The sequence below is a fragment of the Streptomyces sp. AV19 genome (assembly GCF_015999245.1).
Lineage (GTDB): Bacteria > Actinomycetota > Actinomycetes > Streptomycetales > Streptomycetaceae > Streptomyces.
Genome location: NZ_JAEAMR010000004.1, coordinates 317,169 through 337,229, shown reverse-complemented (window position 1 = coordinate 337,229; position 20,061 = coordinate 317,169). Strand labels below are relative to the sequence as shown.

Here is a 20,061-nt window from a genome sequence, read left to right as displayed (position 1 = left end):
CGCCCGGAGGGCGGACGGGGTCCGGGGTCTCCCCGGGAAACGGTGAAAGGGCGGGCCGGGGAGAAAACCTACGCCCCCTCACCACCGCGCCCCGCCAACCCCGCCCACCGCCCCACAATCCGCTCCAACTCCACCAACTCCTCCGCCGACAGCGCCAGCAGCGCCGCCGGCGGAGTACCCAGGATCTCCTCGGCACGCGACGCCGCCGCCCGCCCCTCCCCCGTCACCGACACGATCTTCGACCGCCGGTCCGCCGGGTTCTCGGACCGGACGACCAGGCCCCGCCGCGCCAGGTCGTCCACGACGAGCGTCGTGTACGGCCGGTCCGTGGTCAGCGAATCCGCCAACTCCCGCAACGTCAGGGGCCCCTTCGCGATCCGCCGCAGCGCCTTCACGCGGAAGAAGCTCATGCCGAGCGCCTCGACGACCTCCTTGCGGCGCTCGTTGCCGCCGAGGACGACCTCCCTCAGCCCGCCCCACGCCCGCCGCGCCGCTTCGTCCTTCGTACTGCTCATGCCCTCGTCACCGGAACCCTGATCTGCTGACGGCCGTCGGAGTCGAGGCGGGCGGCGGCCCGCTCGGCGGTCCGCGCGGCCCAGCGGCCGGTGGTGATCGTACCGAGGGCGAGGACGGCCAGACCGCAGCCGGTGATGATCCACCAGCCCACGCCCCCGACGTGCGCGCCCACGACCGCGACCCCGAGCGACGTACCGATCTGCCGGCTGGTGGAGGCCAGCGCGGCCGCCACCCCGGCCCGGGACCGTGGCAGGCCGGACACCGCCGTGTTGGTGATCGGCGCGTTCACCAGCCCGAACCCGGCCCCGAAGAGCACGAACGCGGTGAACAGCAGCGGATCGGAGGACTCGGCGCCGCACACCGCGAACAGCAGCCCGCTCCCCGTCAGCGCCACCCCGGCCAGGACGAGCGGCAGCCGGGGCCCCCGGGCCCCCACCAGCCGGCCCGACACCGGCGCGAGCACCAGGCACATGACGGCCATCGGCAGCAGGTGCACACCCGCCGACAGCGCGGAGAGCCCGCGCCGCTCCTGGAGGTGGAGCATGGTCAGGAAGAGGAACCCGGCCAGCGCCGCGAAGACGCACACCGCCGCGAGGGTCGCCCCGGCCAGCGGTGCGCTGCGGAACAGCCGTGGTTCGACGAGGGGTTCGGCCCGCCGGGTCCCGACGACGAGCAGCGCCACGAGGGCGGCCGCCGCGATCCCGAAGAACACCGCCGCGCCCTCGATGATCCCGTAGATCAGCGAGCCGAGCAGCAGGATCATCAGCAGTTGCCCGGCCGGGTCGAAGCGGCGCGGCCGCGACGCCCGGGACTCCGGGACGAACCGCAGGGTCAGCGCCAACGCCCCCAGCCCCACGGGCACGTTGATCCAGAACACCGAGCGCCAGCCGACCGACCCCACCAGCGCGCCGCCCACGATGGGCCCGGCCGCCATGCTGATGCCCACGACCCCGCCCCAGATCCCTATGGCCCGGGCCCGTTCCTTGGGATCGGTGAAGATATTGGTGACGATCGACATCGCCACGGGGCTGAGCATCGAACCGCCGACGGCCTGCACCGCGCGGAAGGCGATCAGCCAGCCGAGGCCCGGCGCCAGGCTGCACAGCGTCGATCCGGCGGTGAACAGCACCAGGCCCGTGAGGAAGACCCGGCGGCGGCCGAACCGGTCGGCCATCGAGCCCGACAGCATCAACAGCGAGGCCAGCACGACGACATACGCGTCGATCGTCCACTGCAGCCCGGAGACCGAGGCGTGGAGATCCGTCCGCAGCGACGGCAGGGCCACGTTGAGGATCGTGTTGTCCAGGCTGACCAGCAGCAGGGCCGAGCAGCAGATGCCGAGGACGAGCCAGCGACGATCGGATGTCACGCCAACCTCCCGGAGACCAATAGTTGGAAAACTCAAACCATTGGAAGCGTACAACTAAATGCGGGCACGAAAAAGCCCGGCACTGCGGCCGGGCTTCCTCGTGGACGACGCTCAGTCGTTCAGGTTCACCCCGCGGGCGGACGTCGCGCCGATCTCCTCCGCGATCTCCGTCAGCACCGGAGCCGGGATCGACTCGTCCACGGTCAGGACGACCAGCGCCTCGCCGCCCTCGACCGCGCGCGAGACCTGCATGCCCGCGATGTTGATGCCCGCCTCGCCCAGGATGCGGCCCAGCGCACCGACGACGCCGGGGCGGTCGACGTAGCGGAGGAAGGCCATGTGGTCGGCGAGGGCCAGGTCCACCCCGTTCTCGCCGACGGCGACGATCTTCTGGAGGTGCTTGGGGCCGGCCAGCGTGCCGGAGATGGAGATCTCGTCCCCGCCCGAGAGGGTGCCGCGCACGGTGACGACGTTGCGGTGGTTCGAGGACTCCGAGCCCGTGGTGAGCCGCACCTCGACGCCGCGCTCCTGGGCGAAGAGGGGGGCGTTCACATAGGAGACCGTCTCGTCCACGATGTCCTCGAACACGCCCTTGAGCGCGGAGAGTTCGAGCACCTTGACGTCGTGCTGGGTGAGCTCGCCGTACACCTCGACGTCCAGCCGGACGGCGACCTCGCCGGCCAGCGCGGTGAAGATCCGGCCCAGCTTCTCGGCCAGCGGCAGGGCCGGCTTGACGTCCTCCGCGATCACCCCGCCCTGGACGTTGACCGCGTCCGGCACCAGCTCGCCGGCGAGCGCGAGGCGCACGGACCGGGCGACGGCGATGCCGGCCTTCTCCTGGGCCTCACCGGTGGAGGCGCCCAGGTGCGGGGTGGCCACGACGTTGTCGAACTCGAAGAGCGGCGAGTCCGTGCAGGGCTCCGTCGCGTAGACATCGAGGCCGGCGCCGGCCACCCGGCCCTCCTTGAGGGCCGCGGCGAGCGCCGTCTCGTCCACGATGCCGCCGCGGGCGGCGTTGACGAGACGGACCGAGGGCTTGACCTTGTGCAGCGCCTCGTCACCGATGAGACCGACCGTCTCGGGGGTCTTGGGCAGGTGGACGGTGATGAAGTCGGCCGCCTCCAGCAGCTCGTCGAGCGAGAGGAGCTTGACGCCCATCTGCGCGGCGCGCGCGGGCTGCACGTACGGGTCGTAGGCGACGACCTTCATGCCGAACGCCGACATCCGCTGGGCCACGAGCACCCCGATGCGGCCCAGGCCCACGACGCCGAGCGTCTTCTCGGACAGCTCCACGCCGGTGTACTTCGACCGCTTCCATTCGCCGTTCTTCAGCGCCGAGTTGGCCTGCGGGATGTTGCGGGCGGTGGCGATGAGCAGACCGCAGGCGAGCTCGGCGGCGGTGACGATGTTGGACGTCGGGGCGTTGACGACCATGACGCCGGCCTTGGTGGCGGCGGAGACGTCCACGTTGTCCAGGCCGACACCCGCGCGGGCGACGACCCGCAGCCGCTTGGCGGCGGCGACCGCCTCGGCGTCGATCCTGGTGGCGGAGCGCACCAGGACGGCGTCCACGTCGACAATGGCGGACAACAGCTCGGTGCGGTCCGCGCCGTTGCAGTGCCGGATCTCGAAGTCCGGGCCCAGGGCGTCGACGGTGGCGGGCGAGAGCTCTTCGGCGATGAGTACGACGGGCTTGCGGGTCGAAGCAGTGCTCACGGGGGTCTCAGTCCTCACTGGTCCTTGTTGACGGCCGTCCCGACGGCCGCAGGCGGTGAAGGGGCGCAGCCGCGTGGAGACGCACGACGCTGTGAGCCTGACGCGCTTTCGTTGAGCGGCAGTCTAGCCATGGGCGGAAGGACGTTCTGCGCCGTTTCGTAAGGATCACCCCCACGGGGCGGGACACGATGGACAACGGGCGGCGGGGGACGCGCCGGTGCGCGCCCCCCGCCGCCCGGAGCCGCCTCACTCGTTGTCGTCGACCCAGCTCATCAGCTTGCGCAGCCGCTTGCCGGTGGTCTCCAGGAGGTGGTCCTGGTCGGCCTTCTTGTACTCGTTGTACTTGGGCAGACCGGACTTGTACTCCTTCATCCAGTTCTCGGCGAAGGTGCCGTCCTGGATCTCGCCGAGGACCTTCTTCATCTCGGCCTTGGTCCCGTCGTTGACGATGCGCGGGCCGGTGACGTAGTCGCCCCACTCGGCGGTCTCGGAGACGGACCAGCGCATCTTCTCCAGGCCGCCCTCGTACATGAGGTCCACGATCAGCTTGAGCTCGTGGAGGCACTCGAAGTAGGCGATCTCCGGCTGGTATCCGGCCTCGACGAGGGTCTCGAAGCCGGCCTTGACCAGCGCGCTGGCGCCGCCGCAGAGCACGGCCTGCTCGCCGAAGAGATCGGTCTCCGTCTCCTCGGTGAAGGTCGTCTTGATGACGCCGGCCCGGGTGCCGCCGATGGCCTTGGCGTAGGAGAGGGCGAGGGCGAAGGCGCTGCCGGAGGCGTCCTGTTCGACGGCGGCGATGCACGGGACGCCGCGGCCCTCCTCGTACTGACGGCGCACCAGGTGGCCGGGGCCCTTGGGGGCGACCATGCAGACGTCGACGCCGGCCGGGGGCTTGATGAAGCCGAAGCGGATGTTGAAGCCGTGGCCGAAGAACAGCGCGTCGCCGTCCTTGAGGTGCTCCTTGACGTCCTTCTCGTAGACCTCGGCCTGGATCGGGTCCGGGACGAGGATCATGATGACGTCGGCCTCGGCCGCGGCCTCGGCCGGGGTGACGACGCGCAGCCCCTGCTCCTCGGCCTTCTTCTTCGACTTCGACCCCTCGTGCAGACCCACGCGGACGTCGACGCCGGAGTCGCGCAGCGACAGCGCGTGGGCATGGCCCTGGCTGCCGTAGCCGAGGACGGCGACCTTGCGGCGCTGGATGATGGACAGGTCGGCGTCGTTGTCGTAGAACAGCTCGGCAGCCACGTGAGGTTTCTCCTTGCTTGTGGTGTGTGCGTCCCACCGTATGACGGGTGGGGCGAGGTTGGTTGAGGGGTCTCGGGATTCGGATGGGTGGGGGCGCCCAGCCCGTCCGGGGGTTGCCCCCTCCGGGTAGTTCGAGGACAGCGCCCGAAGGGCGCTTCGGGGGCCAGGGGCGGAGCCCCGGCCGGGGTGCAGGGGGCGGAGCCCCCGCACTCCCCAGCGGAGCCGCGCCGGGCCCCGGGGCGGAGCCCCGGAAAGGGGTCCAGGGGGCGGAGCCCCCGGTGGGGTGCAGGGGCGGAGCCCGCCGACCCGCGCGGCCCGCGCCGCGGGGTGGTGCAGGGGCGCAGCCCCTGCGGAAACGGGGAAAGGGCGGGGTGGGGGACACAACACCGGCTACGCCGAACGCTCCAGCGCCCGCAGGCTGCGGTCCGTGATCGACCGGGCGCCCCGCCCGATCGCGATCGTGCCCGACTGCACCAGTTCCTTGATCCCGAACGGCTCCAGCATCTTGAGCATGGCGTTGAGCTTGTCGCCGCCCCCGGTGGCCTCGACGGTGATCGCCTCCGGGGAGACGTCCACCGTCTTGGCGCGGAAGAGCTGGACGATCTCGGTGATCTGGGAGCGGTTCTCGTTGTCGGCGCGGACCTTCACCAGGACGAGCTGACGCTGCACCGCCGCGCTGTCCTCCAGCTCGACGATCTTCAGCACGTTGACGAGCTTGTTGAGCTGCTTGGTGACCTGTTCCAGCGGCAGCGATTCGACGTTGACGACGATCGTGACGCGCGAGATGTCGGGATGCTCGGTGACACCGACCGCGAGCGAGTCGATGTTGAAGCCCCGGCGGGAGAACAGGGCGGCGATCCGGGCCAGGATGCCGGGCGTGTTCTCCACCAGGACGGAGAGCGTGTGCTTGGTCATGACCAATTCTCCCGGTCAGTCGTCGACGACGTCGTCGAAGTCGGGACGGACCCCGCGCGCGGCGAGGATCTCGTCGTTGGAGGTGCCGGCGGCCACCATCGGCCAGACCATGGCGTCCTGGTGGACGATGAAGTCCACCACCACCGGACGGTCGTTGATGGCGTTCGCCTGCTCGATGACGGCGTCCAGCTCGGCCGGGTCCTCGCAGCGGAGCCCGACGCAGCCCATCGCCTCGGCGAGTTTGACGAAGTCGGGGACGCGGGTGCCGGAGCAGGGCTCCTTGCCGTTGGCCGTGGCGGAGCCACCGTTGAACACAGCCGGCCCGGAGTGCAGGACGGTGTTGGAGTAGCGCTCGTTGTAGAAGAGCGTCTGCCACTGACGGACCATGCCCAGCGCGCCGTTGTTGATGACGGCCACCTTGACGGGGATGTTGTTGAGCGCGCAGGTGACCAGCTCCTGGTTGGTCATCTGGAAGCAGCCGTCGCCGTCGATCGCCCACACCGTGCGGTCCGGCACCCCGACCTTGGCGCCCATGGCGGCGGGGACGGCGTAGCCCATGGTGCCGGCGCCGCCGGAGTTGAGCCAGGTGCCCGGCTGCTCGTAGCCGATGAAGTGGGCGGCCCACATCTGGTGCTGGCCGACGCCGGCGGCGAACACCGTTCCCTCCGGGGCGAGTTCGCCGATGCGCTGGATGACCTGCTGCGGGGCGAGGCTGCCGTCGTCGGGGTGGCCGTAGCCCAGCGGGTACGTCCGGCGCCAGCGGTCGATGTCGGTCCACCACGCGGCGTGGTCGCCGACGTGGCCCGCCGTGTGCTCGGCCTGGACGGCGACGATCAGATCGGCGAGGACCTCCCGGGCGTCACCGACGATCGGCACGTCCGCGGTGCGGTTCTTGCCGATCTCGGCCGGGTCGATGTCGGCGTGGACGACCTTGGCGTGGGGGGCGAAGGAGTCCAGCCGGCCGGTGACGCGGTCGTCGAAGCGGGCGCCCAGCGCGACGATCAGGTCCGCCTTCTGCAGGGCGGTGACCGCGGCGACCGAACCGTGCATGCCCGGCATGCCGATGTGCTGCGGGTGGCTGTCGGGGAAGGCGCCGAGCGCCATCAGCGTGGTGGTGACGGGGGCGCCGGTCAACTCGGCGAAGACCTTGAGCTCGGCGGTGGCGCGGGCCTTGAGCACCCCGCCGCCGACGTAGAGCACCGGCCGCCGGGCCTGAGTGATCAACTTGGCCGCCTCGCGGATCTGTTTGGCGTGCGGCTTGGTGACCGGCCGGTAGCCGGGCAGGTCGGTGTGGGGCGGCCAGACGAACGTGGTCCGCGCCTGGAGGGCGTCCTTGGCGATGTCGACCAGGACGGGCCCGGGGCGGCCGGTGGAGGCGACGTGGAACGCCTCGGCGATGGTCCGCGGGATCTCCGCGGCGTCGGTGACCAGCCAGTTGTGCTTGGTGATCGGCATGGTGATGCCGCAGATGTCCGCCTCCTGGAAGGCGTCCGTGCCGATCGACTTGGACGACACCTGGCCGGTGATGGCCACCAGCGGGACGGAGTCCATGTGGGCGTCCGCGATCGGCGTCACCAGGTTGGTGGCACCCGGGCCGGAGGTGGCCATGCACACCCCGACGCGGCCGGTGGCCTGGGCGTATCCGGTGGCGGCGTGGCCCGCGCCCTGCTCGTGGCGGACGAGGATGTGGCGCACCTTCGAGGAGTCCAGCATCGGGTCGTAGGCCGGGAGGATCGCCCCGCCCGGAATGCCGAACACGGTGTCGGCCCCGACCTCCTCGAGCGCGCGGATGAGCGACTGCGCGCCCGTGACGTCGCGCTCGACGATGGCGGGCTGCTGCTGCGCCGCGCCGCCGCGGCTGCGCGGCTGCGGATGATGGGACCCGGTGGCCTGCTCGGTCATCGACATTCTCTTCTCGGAGACTCGACTGCTTGACGGATGCTTCGACGGTGGTGCCCAGAAGGACTTCTGGGGGGACTTCTGGGGGTTTTCTGGCGGGTGTTCGCGGTGTTCTCGGGTGTCGGTGCAACAAAAAACCCCTCGTGCCGTAAGGCAAGCGAGGGGAGCGCGCCGGTGCGATCAGCAGGCGGTGACGGTACGGCCTGCTTCAGCCGACGCGCTGTCCAAGTACGAGAATTCGGGTGCGCATGGGACCGACCCTCCCCCCGTCACGGGCGAGGTGTCAAGTGGGTGGGACGGGCGTCTCACTATTTGAGCGCAATGGAGCATGTGCGAGCGCCCCCGCGCCCCCCGCGGCTCCGCTCCGCGCCCCCGCCGACAGGACCACCTCGACGGGCAGCGGGCCACCGACGAGAACCCTCTTTCCGCCACCTCCCAGCGGGGGCAGGGGGCCGTGCGCACCGTCGTCGCCCGCGGCCCCGCCGGGCACCGGGAAGGCGCCGCGGCCGAGCGCGTGGCGCAGCCGGTGCTCGTCCAACGGGCCGGAGAACGCCCGGCCCTGGGCGTGGGTGCAGCCCATGGCGCGCAGGGCGCGGGCCTGTTCCGCGTCGTCCACGCCCTCGGCGACGGAGAGCACGCCGAGGTCGCCGGCGATCCCCAGCAGCCCCGCGGTGATCTTGTGCAGGCGGGCGGATTCGGTCACGCCGTCCACGAGCTCGCGGTCGAGCCGCAGGACGTCCACCGGCAGCCGGCGCAGGGCGGTCATCGCCGCGTACCCGCTGCCGAAGCCGTCGAGGGCGACGCGCGCGCCGAACCGGCGCAGCGAGACGAGCCGGCGCTCCAGCTCGTCCAGCGGGACCCGGGGGTCGCCGCCGGTCAGCTCCAGGACGAGGCCGCCGGACGGCATGCCGTGCCGCAGGAGCAGCGACTCCAGGTGCTTGGGCGGCAGGGACGCGTCGAGCAGCCGGGTCGCGGACAGCCGGACGTAGACCGGGACGCAGTGCCCGGCGCGGCGGCGCTGGGCGGCCTGCTCGATGGCCTTCTCCAGCGTCCAGCGCCCGAGTTCCGCGGTGCGGGTGCTCTCCTCGCCGCGGTCGAGGTCGGCCACGCGCAGGAATTCGGCCGGGGTGAAGAGGATCCCCTGCGGCGAGCGCCACCGGGGCCGGGCGGCCACCGCGGTGATCCGGCCGGTGGCCAGCTCCACGACGGGCTGGTGGAGCAGGGCGAACTCGCCGTCGTGCAGGGCGGTGCGCAGCCGGGTGGCGAGCTCGGCGCGGCGCACCACGTCGGCCTGCATCTGGGGCGCGTAGAGCTCGACGCGGCCCTTGCCGGCCTGCTTGGCGCGGTACATGGCGAGGTCGGCGTTGCGCATGAGGGTGCCGGGGGTGATGCCGGGCTCCGCGAAGGCGACGCCGATGCTGGCGGCGACGCGGACCTCGGTGCCCGCCTCCACCACGTAGGGCTGGGAGAGGGTGACCCGCAGCCGGTCGGCGATCTCCAGGATCCGGTACTCCCGGGCGGCGGGGTCGCGGGTGCCGTCGCCGAGGATCAGCGCGGCGAACTCGTCGCCGCCGAACCGGGCGGTGCTGTCCCCGGCGCGGACGGACTCCTGGAGCCGGCGGGCGGCCTGGACGAGGAGCTCGTCGCCGGCCTGGTGGCCGACGGTGTCGTTGACGGCCTTGAAGCCGTCGAGGTCGATGAAGAGCACGGCGGTGCCGGAGTCGGTCACTCTCCGGCCGGCCAGGGCCTGTTGGACGCGCCTGGTGAACAGGGCGCGGTTGGGCAGGTCGGTGAGCGGGTCGTGCTCGGCGGTGTGCTGCAACTGGGCCTGGAGTCGGACGCGTTCGGTGACGTCGCGGCTGTTGAAGATGAGGCCGCCGTGGTGCCGGTTGACGGTCGACTCGACGTTGAGCCAGTCGCCGTCGCCGGAGCGGAAGCGGCACTCGATGCGTGTGGTGGGCTCGTCGGCGGGCGGCGCGGCGAGGAAGCGGCGCACCTCGTGGACGACGCGGCCCAGGTCCTCGGGGTGGATGAGGGACGCGAGCTCGGAGCCTTCGAGCTCCTCGGCCTCGCGCCGGTAGACCCCGGCGGCGGCGGGGCTGACGTAGCGCAGTATCCCGGTGGGCGCGGCGATCATGATGACGTCGCTGGAGCCCTGGACCAGGGAGCGGAAGTGGTTCTCCTTCTGGGCCAGTTCCTGGGTGAGGGAGATGTTGTCGAGCAGCATGATGCCCTGGCGGACGACGAGGGCCAGGACGACCGTGCAGCCGGTGAACAGCACGACCCGGTCGACGTGGTGGCCGTCCAGGACGTTGTAGAGGATGCCCAGCGTGCAGACCGCGGCCGCGAGGTACGGCGTGAGGGCGGCGATGGGCCGGACGGCCTGCTGCGGGCGGGCGGCCGGGGCGGGCGTCCCGTGCTGCTCGCGGGCCACCCAGGGCGCGTACGCCATCAGCATGTAGCCCGCGAACCAGCCGGCGTCGAGGATCTGGCCGGAGCGGTAGTTCTCGCGGAGCAGGGGCGAGGTGAACAGGGCGTCGCACAGCACCGTCAGGGCGAGCGCGGCGATCGCGGTGTTGATCGCGGAGCGGTTGGCGGACGAGCGCCGGAAGTGCAGCGCCAGCACCATGGAGACCAGCACGATGTCCAGCAGCGGGTACGCCAGGGAGAGGGCGGCGTGGGCCACCGTCTCGCCGGCGAAGTGCGCGGTGTGGGCGAGGGCCAGGCTCCAGGAGAGGGTGAGCAGCGAGCCGCCGATCAGCCAGGAGTCGAGCGCCAGACAGACCCAGCCGGCCCGGGTGACCGGACGCCGGGCGAGGACGAGCAGGCCGATGATGGCCGGCGGCGCGAAGAGCAGGAACGCGAAGTCGGCCGCGGAGGTGGCCGGGACGCGGGCGCCGAGGACGACCTCGTACCAGCCCCAGACGAAGTTGCCGAAGCCGGCCATGCCGGAGGAGACGGCGAACAGCAGCCAGGCGGGGCGGAAACGGGTCGTGCGGGTGCGCGCGTACCAGAAGCAGGAGACCGCGGCGAGCACCGCGGCCCCGCTGAGCCCGAAGTCGCCCATGGTGGCGGCGAGCTCGGGCGATCCCCAGCCGAAGGCGGCCCCCGTCGCGTAGCCCCCGCACACGACGGCGAGCAGGAGCTGGGACAGCACCCCCGAGGCCCCGGCGGGCCCGCCGGCCGGGGCGGGCCGCCGGGGCAGGGCCGCTCCCTGGGCGGTCACCGCTCCGCCGCCCCGGGCAGGGCCCGGAACGCCTCCGGCGCGGCCGCCCGGGGGAGCCGCGGGAGCAGGGTCGCCACGCGGTCGACGAGCCGCGTGTGGATGAGCCGCGTCGGGTAGATCGTCCATTGGCCGTGCATCGCCCGTCGCCCCCCTTGAGTTCCGGTGCTTCGCTGCGGCCGTACGGTGCCCGGCGCAGCCCCCGGTCCGGACGATACACCAGACCCGTCACTCAGGGACATAGCTCATATACATAGCGTAACTAGCTACGGGATTATGGATACGCAGTGCAGTCGAACGGTATCTGTACGTGGCTTCAGACGGCAGTGGCTACGACGTTTCGCAGAGGCTCGTCCAGTGCGAATCCGGCCAGTTGGCCACGGAGCAACGCCTTGGCGCGGGGCGGAAAGGCCGAAGAGGGACCACCCACATGGGGGGTGACGAGAACTCCGGGGGCGCTCCACAGCGGGTGGCCGGGCGGCAGCGGCTCGGGGTCGGTCACGTCCAGCGCGGCCCGCAGCCGGCCGGTCCCCAACTCGGCCAGGAGCGCGGGGGTGTCCACGAGCGGGCCGCGCGCGACGTTGACGAGCAGGGCGCCGTCCTTCATCCGGGAGAGGTTGCGGGCGCCCAGCAGGCCGCGGGTCTCCTCGGTGAGCGGGGCGGCGACGACCACGACGTCGGCGTCGGGCAGGAGGTCCGGCAGGGCGGCGACCGGATGCACGGGACCGCGCTCCGTGTGCCGTGGTGAGCGCGCGACGCGCACCACCCGCGCGCACTCGAAGGGTTCGAGCCGGTCCTCGATGGCACTGCCGATCGAGCCGTACCCCACGATGAGCACCGACTTGTCGGCGAGCGCGGGCCGGAAGCCCTGCCGCCACTCCCCCGCGTCCTGCGCCCGGACGAAGCCGGGGACGTCCCGGAGCGAGGCGAGGATCAGCGTGAGGGCCAGTTCCGCGGTGCTCGCGTCGTGCAGCCCGCGGGCGTTGCACAGCACGGCGCCGGACGGAAGGCCGGCCACGGCGGGGAGCAGGTGGTCGACGCCGGCCGTCAGCGCCTGCACCACGCGCACGTTGCGCATCAGCGGCAACGGGCGGGTGCACAGCTCGGGGCCGGCCAGCGCGCCGGCCACGTCGTAGGGGACGCAGTAGAAGGCGCACCGGGCGGGGTCGGTGGGGAACTCCCCCGTACCGTCCCAGAAGGCGTACTCCAGTTGTTCCGGGAGATCACCGATCTCCTCGGGACGGAACGGGAGCCAGGCCAGGGGGCGGCTTGTAGGACGGCCTGCGAGGCTGCTGTTACGGCTGTGAACTGCGGTCATGCCCGGAGGCTAGGCGAAGGGCCGCCCTCCGCAAAGGTTAAGTTGGGGGCCGCGCCGATCAGGAGGGAACGGGAGGGCACGGCCGGTGGAGCGGAGGACAATCGGTGCGACGGCGCTCGAAGTGGGCGCGATCGGCCTCGGGTGCATGCCCATGCACTGGGCGTACACCGCCTCCCAGCAGGGCGGCGAGGGCGCCCTGCGCACGGTCCACGCCGCGCTGGACGCCGGGGCGAGCCTGCTCGACACCGCGGACATGTACGGGCCGTTCACCAACGAGCGGCTGGTGGGACGGGTGTTGCGCGAGCGGCGCTCGGAGGCGTTCGTCTCGACGAAGTGCGGGCTGCTCGTCGGTGACCAGCACATCGTCGCCAACGGCCGCCCCGGCTATGTGAAGCGGGCCTGCGACGCGTCGCTGCGCCGCCTCCAGACGGACGTCATCGACCTCTACCAGCTGCACCGCCCCGATCCCGAGGTGCCCGTGGAGGAGACCTGGGGCGCGATGGCGGACCTGGTCGCCGCGGGCAAGGTGCGCGCGCTGGGCTGGTGCGCCATCGGCGCCCGCGCGCACCGCCGTTCGGGCGGCGGCCTCTACGACGCGACGATCCGCCAGCTGGAACGGGTGCAGCAGGTCTTCCCGGTCAGCTCCGTGCAGGCCGAACTCTCGCTCTGGTCACGGGAGGCGCTGGACGCGCTGGCGCCGTGGTGCGCGTCCCGGGGCGTGGGGCTGCTCGCGGCGATGCCCCTGGGGAACGGTTTCCTCAGCGGCACGCTCACCCCCGGGCAGGGCTTCGAGCCCGAGGACATCCGGGCCCGGCACCCCCGTTTCACGGCGGAGATGATGGCGGCGAACCAGCCGATAGTGGCCGGACTGCGGCGGGTCGCCGCCCGCCACGGCGCGACGGCGGCGCAGGTCGCGCTGGCGTGGGTGCTGGCGCAGGGCCGGCACGTGATACCGGTGCCGGGGACGAAGAAGGAGCGGTGGGCGACGGAGAACGCGGGGGCGGCGGGGGTGCGGCTGGGGGCGGGGGATCTGGCGGAGCTCGATGCGTTGCCGCTGGGGCGGGGTTCGTGGGACTAGGGGTTTTCTCCCCGCCCCGCCCTTTCACCGTTTCCTCCGGGGCGGGCCCCGGGGCCCGTAACGCGGCTGCGCCGCGTTGACCGGGGGCTTCGCCCCCTGGGCCCCTGAACCGCGCTTCGCGCGGTGGGCGGGGCTCCGCCCCTGCGCCCCGGGGCCCGCGCTCGGCGCGGGCGAGCGGGGGCTCCGCCCCCTGCACCCCTGCCGGGGCTCCGCCCCTGGGCCCCTGAAGCGCCCTTCGGGCGCTGTCCTCAAACGCCGGACGGGCTGGATTTCGCGTCCGCGCCGGATACCCGGCCCGGACAGGATGTCCAACCCGGACAGGATGTCCAGCCCGGGCAGGATGTCCAACCCGAGTGGATGTCCAGCCCGAGCGGGATCTCCAGCCCGAGTGGATGTCCAGCCCGAACGGATATCTGGCCCGAGTGGATGTCCAGCCCGAACGGATATCTGGCCCGAGTGGAGTGAGCGGGGGCTCCGCCCCCCGCTCACCGCGCGGCGGTGCCGGGCCCCGGGGCGAAGCCCCCGGTCAACGCGGCGGAGTCGCGTTACGGGCCCGGGGCTTGCCCCGGAGGAAACGGTGAAAGGGCGGGGCGGGGAGAAACCCGTCGACTACCAATGGCGCCCAGCCGGGATCCCGTCCAGGTGGGGCGACGACAGGTGCAACACCTCGTACCGCTCCGCCACATCCACCTCCCCCACCGCAACCTCCCGCTCCCACAACACAAACCGCAGCAACTCCCAACGCCGCGGATCGAACGCCAGGGCCGCCGTGTGCACACCGTCCCTCCCGGCCAGCCCCTCCAGTTCGGCGACCTCGTGCTCGAACAGGGCGGCGAGATCGTCCGGTTCGCCGACGGGAATCGGCGTGAGACGACGCGACGCCGCCCGCGGCACCGCCCCCCGCGCCGGCCCCGCCTCCACCGCCACGCCCACCCAGTGCTGGGCGGCCGGCCGCCCGAAGTCGGCCACGATCCCCTGGAACCCTCCCCCGCCCACGAGGAAGTGGCCCATCGCCCCGACGTCCTGCCACAGATAGAACGGCGCGTACTGGTTGACCGGCGAACCGTCCACCCCGCGCTCGCGGATGACGTAGGCCTTCAGCCCCAGCCCCGCCCGGTCGTCGAGGGCGTGCCCCCGCGTGGCGACCCGTTCACGAATGATCTCCATGTCGTAGTCGGCGGGCAGGGTGATCTCGTACTGCAACGCGTGCATCAACAATCCTCATTCAGTACCGACATTCAGTACCGACGCGTACTCCGCGTCGGAAACGGGCGCCCCGCGCTCGGCCTCGGTGCCGTCGGCACCGGCCTCCTGCACGGCGAGATGCTCCATGGGGCCCTCCGGCCCGGCACCGTGCCAGTGCCACTCGTCCGCGCCGATGACGACGGTGTCGCCGGTGCGCACGGTCTCCGCGGGACCGCCACCTGCCCGCCCCACGAGCCCGCTGCCCGCGGTGATGTGCAGGACCTGGCCCAGCGGATGGCGGTGCCAGACGGTGCGCGCCCCGGGCGCGAAACGGACGGAGTCCACGCGCAGCCGCGACGGCGCGACGGGCGCCGCGAGCCGCTCGACGGACACCGCACCGGTGACCCACTCGGCCGGCGCCGCCCTCATCGCGCCTGCTGCCGCAGCAGCCCCAGCACTCCCTCGACGGCCTGCCGGTACGGCTCGGACGACTCCGCCGCGCGGGCCAGCACATAGCCGCCCTGGAGGACCGCCACGACGGTGGACGCGGTCGCCTCCGGGTCGAGCGCGGCGTCCAGTTCGCCCCGGTCGCGCCCCTCCGCGAGGAGCTCCGCGAGGCGGGCGCGGACCCAGGCGAAGGTCTCGTCGACGGGCCCGCGCAGTACGGGATCGGCGACGACGTCCGGGTCCTGGGTCAGCCGCCCGACCGGGCAGCCCTTCAACACGTCGCGCTCGCGCAGCAGATAGGCGGAGATCCGCTCCAGCGCCGTGCCCGGGCCGGAGAACTGCTCCTCGGCCTTGGCCCGCATCTCCTCCGCCGTGCGCCGGATCGCGGCGAGGGCGAGGTCCGGCTTGCCGCTGAAGTGGTGGTACATGCTGCCCTGCCCGGCGCCGGCCCGCTGCTGGATCGCCTTGGGGCTGGTGCCGACGTAGCCGCGCTCCCACAGCAGTTCGCGGGTGCTCTCGATGAGTCGTTCCGAGGTGCTCATGATCATTAGCGTACATACCAGTAGGTACAGAGGCAACCGCGGCGGAACTGTCGCACAGGCCATGGCCGTTGCCCTAGGACGCCGGGGAACCCGGCGGCACGAGGGGAGTGGGAATGTTCGACGCGTTGGAGGAGCTGTTCGCCCCCGGGCGCAAGTTCACCAGGGAGGAGCGCGACCGCCACGAGCTGCGCCTCGACGACGTCGGGGACGCCGACCCGGGACGGGGGCCGGTCGACCTCGACTCGGGGCAGGTGGTCATACGCCCCCGACGGGAGTGAACGGGCCCGGACCCAGAAGGCGTTGCACGGCGTCCGCGGGCCGGCCGCCGTGCAGCGCCTCCACCCGGTGCACCAGCCGCGGCGCGGCCACCGGCACCCCGACGACGTCGTCGAGCCCGGCCACCGCCGCGGCCGGCAGCACCGCGAGCCCCTGCCCCGCCGCCACCAGCGCGAGCAGCCCCCGTACGTCCGTCCCCTCGTACCGCAGCCGCGTCCGGTACGCGCCCGGGCCGCACACGGCGCGCAGCCGGTCCGGCGGAACGGCCGTGCCGGGGGCGTCGATCCAGAGGGCGTCGGCGAGGTCGGGCAGGCGCAGGCCCGGGCGGCGGGCGAGCGGGTGGGCGGCGGGCAGGGCGACGCACAGCGGCGACTCGGCGACGACGGTGGCCGTCAGGGGGCCGGTCTCGGGGAGGGGGAGCGGGTCACTGGGGGCCGTCATGCCGTCCGTCAGGCCCAGGTCGAGGTCGCCGGACGAGACGGCGGCGGGGATCGCCGCGCGGTCCAGCACCCGTATCGTCACCGTCAACTCCCGCCGGAAGGTGAGCAGTCGGGCAAGCAGGGGGGTGGCCGGCGGCGAGACCCCGACCGTCAGCCGGGCCGTCGGCGCAGCAGCCGGCCGGGCGACGTCCGCCCGCGCCGCGTCCAGGCGCAGCAGCAGCGGTCCGGCGTGTTCGAGCAGCCGCTCCCCCGCCTCCGTGGGACGCACCGGCCGGCGTTCCAGCAGGGGCACCGCGAGGTCGCCCTCCAGCGCGGCGATGTGCTGGGAGACGGCCGACTGTGTGTAGCCGAGCTCACGGGCGGCCGCCGAGAACGAGCCGTGGCGCGCCACGGCGACGAACGTCCGCAGGAGATGGGGGTCCATGGGCATCAGTATCGCTAATGGGGTGTGCAGGGATCATCGTTGGCGGTGATGGGAACCGCCCGGCCAGGATGGGCCCATGACCACAGCACGCCTCGCCCTCGTCGGCGACCGCTCGCCCGCCGTCCGTTCCCACACCCGCGTCCCCGGCCTCCTCGCGTCCCTGGACCGGCGCGACCGGTTGACGCTGGACGCCTACTGGATCCCGACCGGGGACGCCGAAGTGCCGGGCGCGCTCGACGGGTTCGACGCCGTCTGGCTGCTGCCGGGGAGTCCGTACCGGAGCGAGGCGGGAGCGATCGCGGCCGTGCGCACGGCGCGGGAGCGGGGGATCCCGTTCCTGGGCACGTGCGGCGGATTCCAGCACGCGCTGCTGGAGTTCGCGCGCGGCGTGTGCGGGCTGGAGGTGTCCCACGCGGAGAACGAGCCGGGGGCCGGGGACCCGTTGATCGTTCCGCTGGCCTGTTCGCTGGTCGGCCACGAGGGGCCGGTGACCGTGGTACCGGGCACCCTCGCCGAGCGCGTCATCGGCGCGGGCCGCACGGTCGAGCGCTACCACTGCTCGTACGCCCTGGACCCGGCGCGGGCCGCCGGACTGACCGACGCCGGGCTGCGGTTCAGCGGCCACGACGAGGACGGCGGCATCCGGATCGCGGAGCTGCCGGGGCATCCGTTCTTCCTGGCCACGCTGTTCCAGCCGGAGCTGGCGGGCGACGGCACGCGGGCGCACCCGGTGGTCCGCGCGCTGGCCCGGGCGGCCGTGGAGCACGCGGGTGCCGTGGAGCACGCGGGTTAGGCGCGCACGAGTTCCCGGGGTTCCGCCGGCTCCGGCTCCTCCGGCGGCTCGATGCTGATCCGCGGCAGCCATCGCTCCAGGCAGCGCGGCAGCCACCAGTTGGCGCCGCCGAGCAGGTGCATCAGCGCCGGGACGAGCAGCGTGCGCAGCACGAAGGCGTCCAGGGCGACGGCCGCGGCCAGGCCGATGCCGAACATCGCGATCACCCGGTCGCCGCTGAGCACGAAGGCGAGGAAGACCGAGATCATGATGATCGCGGCCGAGTTGATGACCCTGCTGGTCTCGGCCAGGCCGACGCGCACCGCGCGGCGGTTGTCCCGGGTGGCGAGCCACTCCTCGTACATCCTGCTGACCAGGAAGACCTGGTAGTCCATGGAGAGCCCGAAGAGCACGGAGATCATGACGACGGGGAGGAACGGCTCGATGGGCCCCGCCCGGCCGAGGCCGAGGAGTTCGCTCCCCCAGCCCCACTGGAAGATCGCGACGATCAGTCCGAACGAGGCGGCCACGGCCACGATGTTCATGGCGGCGGCCTTGAGCGGTATGCCGATGCTGCGGAAGGCCAGCAGCAGGAGCAGACAGCCCAGGCCCACCACCGTGCCGACGAACAGCGGCAGTTTGCCGAGGATGACGCGGGCGAAGTCGTCGTAGCCGGCGGTCGGCCCGCCGACGTGGACGCTCAGACCCGTGCCGCGTTCCGCGGCGGGCAGCACGTCCGAGCGCAGCCGCTCGACGAGGTCGCTGGTGGCGCGGGACTGCGGCGAGGTGGCCGGGACGACCGTGAGGACGCCGGTGGAGCCGCCGCCGTTGAGCTGCGCGCGGCCGACGGAGGCCACGCCGTCCGTGGTCCGCAGGCGGTCGGGGAGCTCGTTGAAGGCGAGGCGGTCGGCGGCGCCGTCGAGTTCGGCGACGAGCAGCAGCGGCCCGTTGACGCCGGGGCCGAAGCCTCGGCCGATCATGTCGTACGCCTGCCGGGTGGTGGAGGCCGCGGGGTCGGTGCCCTGGTCGGAGGTGCCGAGGTGGAGCGAGAGCGTGGGCAGCGCGAGGACGAGCATCACGGCGCCGGCCACCGCGCCGAGCGCCTTGGGGTGGCGTTCGACGAAGGCGGACCAGCGGGCGGCCAGGCCGGTGGGGGGCTCCGGGCGGGGGCCCTCGTGCGCCAGGCGGCGCCGCTCGCGGCGGCCCAGCGCCCGGTGGCCGATGAGGCCGAGCAGCGCCGGGAGCAGGGTGACGGACGCGGCGACCGTGAGGACGACGGTGAGCGAGGCGGCGAGGGCGACGCCGACGAGGAAGTCCAGCCCCAGGACGAGCATCCCGAGCAGGGCCACGCAGACGGTGCCGCCGGCGAAGACGACGGCCCGGCCGGTGGTGGCCACGGCCCGCTCGGCGGCGACCGGCACCGGCAGGCCCTGCCGCAGGCCCTTGCGGTGCCGCGTGACGATGAACAGGGCGTAGTCGATGCCCACCCCGAGGCCGATGAGGGTGCCCAGCATGGGCGCGAAACCGGCGACCGTCATGACGTGGCTCAGCAGGACCGTGCCCATGGCGGCGGTACCGACGCCGACGAGGGCCGTGGCGATGGGCAGCAGGCTGGCGGCGAGCGAGCCGAAGACGACGAAGAGGACGACGGCGGCGACGGCGATGCCGACGATCTCACTGAGGTGGCCGTCCGATCCCTCGGTGACGCCGATCGAGCTGCCGCCGAGGGCGACGTCGAGGCCGTTCCCGTCCCCGTCCTCGGCGGGGGCGCGGGCGGTGTCGACGACCTTGCGCACCTGGCCGGCGTCGGGGTCGCCGTCGAAGGAGAGGGGCGCGTAGGCGGTGCGGCCGTCCGGGCTGACGGCGCCGCCGCCGTCGGCCTTGTACGGGCTGCCGACCGTGGTGACGCCCGGGAGGGCGGCGACCTCGCGGAGGGTCGCGGTCATGCGCTGCTTGACGGCGGGGTCGCGGACGGTGCCGCGGACGGTGTGCCAGACGATGATGTCGTCGCCCGCTGTTGTCCGAGCGGGGAAGTCCCGCTCCAACAGGGCCGTCGCCCGGCCGGATTCGGTGTCCGGCAGCCGGTAGTCGTCGGAGTAGGCCGAACCGGCCAGGGTGGCGGCGACGGTGGTACCGGCGAGAACGGCGAGCCACATGCCGATGACGACGAGGCGGCGGCGCAGGCACCACCGGGCGAGTGAGGTCATTCCCTGGTTCCCGGGTGTCGTGGTCGCGCCGATCACGCCGGGGAGGGCACGTGCGCGTGGGCCTTTGGCGTCCCACTGTGGCAGGCGGGGGAGATCGTTTGTCCGCTTTGTGGCCTATGCCACAGGCTTGGGGCGGGGTGGGAGATGTGCCCCCGGCCCGCCCTTTCACCGTTTCTCCCGGGGCTGCGCCCCGGGACCCGACACCGCGCTCCGCGCGGCAAGCGGGGCTCCGCCCCTGCACCCCACCGGGGGCTCCGCCCCCTGGACCCCGTTCGGGGCTGCGCCCCTGCCCCCGAAGCGCCCTCCGGGCGCTGTCCTCAAGCTCCCTGGAGGGGGCAACCCCCAGACGGGCTGATTGGTGCGCGCAATCCAGCCCGTCTGGGGGTTGCCCCCTCCGGGGAGCTTGAGGACGAGCGGCGGAGCCGCGATACGGGTCCGGGGCGGAGCCCCGAAGCGGGGCGCGGGGGCGCAGCCCCGCAAAGGGGC

General features: G+C 72.9%; 17 protein-coding genes. 3 read left to right on the top strand and 14 right to left on the bottom strand.

Annotation, left to right across the window (positions count from 1 at the left end; translation table 11 throughout):
* Nucleotides 1–68 precede the first annotated feature (68 nt).
* The 9 genes from I5Q34_RS06275 to I5Q34_RS06240 form a co-directional block, all read right to left on the bottom strand.
* On the bottom strand, nt 69–515 hold the full coding sequence (locus I5Q34_RS06275) for a MarR family winged helix-turn-helix transcriptional regulator (RefSeq protein ID WP_199891148.1): 447 nt from the start codon (nt 513–515) through the stop codon (nt 69–71).
* The gene (locus tag I5Q34_RS06270) at nt 512–1,885 is read right to left on the bottom strand and encodes an MFS transporter (protein WP_199891147.1); all 1,374 of its coding nucleotides are present in this window, start codon (nt 1,883–1,885) and stop codon (nt 512–514) included. The genes I5Q34_RS06275 and I5Q34_RS06270 overlap by 4 nt, the downstream gene beginning before the upstream one ends.
* Nucleotides 1,886–1,996: 111 nt before the next feature.
* Complete coding sequence (gene serA / locus I5Q34_RS06265; protein WP_199891146.1) at nt 1,997–3,601, bottom strand: phosphoglycerate dehydrogenase; 1,605 nt, start codon at nt 3,599–3,601, stop codon at nt 1,997–1,999.
* A gap of 246 nt (nt 3,602–3,847) precedes the next feature.
* Nucleotides 3,848–4,849, bottom strand: a complete 1,002-nt coding sequence (ilvC, locus tag I5Q34_RS06260; RefSeq protein ID WP_199891145.1) for a ketol-acid reductoisomerase — start codon at nt 4,847–4,849, stop codon at nt 3,848–3,850.
* Between the two features lie 390 nt (nt 4,850–5,239).
* The gene (gene ilvN, locus I5Q34_RS06255; RefSeq protein WP_199891144.1) at nt 5,240–5,764 is read right to left on the bottom strand and encodes an acetolactate synthase small subunit; all 525 of its coding nucleotides are present in this window, start codon (nt 5,762–5,764) and stop codon (nt 5,240–5,242) included.
* Between the two features lie 15 nt (nt 5,765–5,779).
* The gene (locus I5Q34_RS06250; protein ID WP_199891143.1) at nt 5,780–7,666 is read right to left on the bottom strand and encodes an acetolactate synthase large subunit; all 1,887 of its coding nucleotides are present in this window, start codon (nt 7,664–7,666) and stop codon (nt 5,780–5,782) included.
* A gap of 280 nt (nt 7,667–7,946) precedes the next feature.
* Nucleotides 7,947–10,889: a bifunctional diguanylate cyclase/phosphodiesterase gene (locus I5Q34_RS06245; RefSeq protein ID WP_277965636.1), complete on the bottom strand. Its 2,943-nt coding sequence runs from the start codon at nt 10,887–10,889 to the stop codon at nt 7,947–7,949.
* A complete protein-coding gene (locus tag I5Q34_RS34410) occupies nt 10,886–11,026 on the bottom strand; it encodes a hypothetical protein (RefSeq protein WP_234428453.1) in 141 nt (46 codons plus the stop codon). Before I5Q34_RS34410 ends, I5Q34_RS06245 begins: the two co-directional genes overlap by 4 nt.
* A gap of 176 nt (nt 11,027–11,202) precedes the next feature.
* Nucleotides 11,203–12,204: a 2-hydroxyacid dehydrogenase gene (locus tag I5Q34_RS06240; RefSeq protein WP_199891141.1), complete on the bottom strand. Its 1,002-nt coding sequence runs from the start codon at nt 12,202–12,204 to the stop codon at nt 11,203–11,205.
* Nucleotides 12,205–12,289: 85 nt separating this feature from the next.
* Between I5Q34_RS06240 and I5Q34_RS06235 the strand changes: the two genes are divergently transcribed.
* Nucleotides 12,290–13,282, top strand: coding sequence for an aldo/keto reductase (locus tag I5Q34_RS06235; protein WP_199891140.1), 993 nt, complete (start codon nt 12,290–12,292; stop codon nt 13,280–13,282).
* Between the two features lie 609 nt (nt 13,283–13,891).
* On the opposite strand, the gene I5Q34_RS06230 is transcribed toward I5Q34_RS06235, so the two are convergent.
* From I5Q34_RS06230 to I5Q34_RS06220, 3 genes are read right to left on the bottom strand one after another with little or no spacing between them, the layout of a single operon-like run.
* Nucleotides 13,892–14,494 (bottom strand): DUF4865 family protein, encoded by a 603-nt coding sequence (locus I5Q34_RS06230; RefSeq protein ID WP_199891139.1) that lies wholly within the window; start codon nt 14,492–14,494, stop codon nt 13,892–13,894.
* A gap of 9 nt (nt 14,495–14,503) precedes the next feature.
* Entirely contained in the window at nt 14,504–14,896 is a 393-nt protein-coding gene (locus I5Q34_RS06225) for a cupin domain-containing protein (protein ID WP_199891138.1), read from the bottom strand.
* A complete protein-coding gene (locus I5Q34_RS06220; protein ID WP_199891137.1) occupies nt 14,893–15,456 on the bottom strand; it encodes a TetR/AcrR family transcriptional regulator in 564 nt (187 codons plus the stop codon). The genes I5Q34_RS06225 and I5Q34_RS06220 overlap by 4 nt, the downstream gene beginning before the upstream one ends.
* 113 nt (nt 15,457–15,569) lie before the next feature.
* Between I5Q34_RS06220 and I5Q34_RS06215 the strand changes: the two genes are divergently transcribed.
* On the top strand, nt 15,570–15,734 hold the full coding sequence (locus I5Q34_RS06215) for a DUF6191 domain-containing protein (protein WP_199891136.1): 165 nt from the start codon (nt 15,570–15,572) through the stop codon (nt 15,732–15,734).
* Here I5Q34_RS06215 and I5Q34_RS06210 read toward each other — a convergent pair.
* Nucleotides 15,712–16,596: a LysR family transcriptional regulator gene (locus I5Q34_RS06210; RefSeq protein WP_199891135.1), complete on the bottom strand. Its 885-nt coding sequence runs from the start codon at nt 16,594–16,596 to the stop codon at nt 15,712–15,714. The two genes, I5Q34_RS06215 and I5Q34_RS06210, sit on opposite strands and share 23 nt — an antisense overlap.
* Before the next feature lie 76 nt (nt 16,597–16,672).
* Between I5Q34_RS06210 and I5Q34_RS06205 the strand changes: the two genes are divergently transcribed.
* Nucleotides 16,673–17,389 carry a gamma-glutamyl-gamma-aminobutyrate hydrolase family protein gene (locus tag I5Q34_RS06205; protein ID WP_199891134.1) on the top strand — a complete coding sequence of 239 codons (717 nt, stop codon included), beginning with the start codon at nt 16,673–16,675 and terminating at the stop codon, nt 17,387–17,389.
* Here the strand turns inward: I5Q34_RS06205 and I5Q34_RS06200 are convergent.
* Nucleotides 17,386–19,575, bottom strand: a complete 2,190-nt coding sequence (locus I5Q34_RS06200; protein ID WP_199891133.1) for an MMPL family transporter — start codon at nt 19,573–19,575, stop codon at nt 17,386–17,388. The two genes, I5Q34_RS06205 and I5Q34_RS06200, sit on opposite strands and share 4 nt — an antisense overlap.
* Between the last annotated feature and the right edge of the window lie 486 nt (nt 19,576–20,061).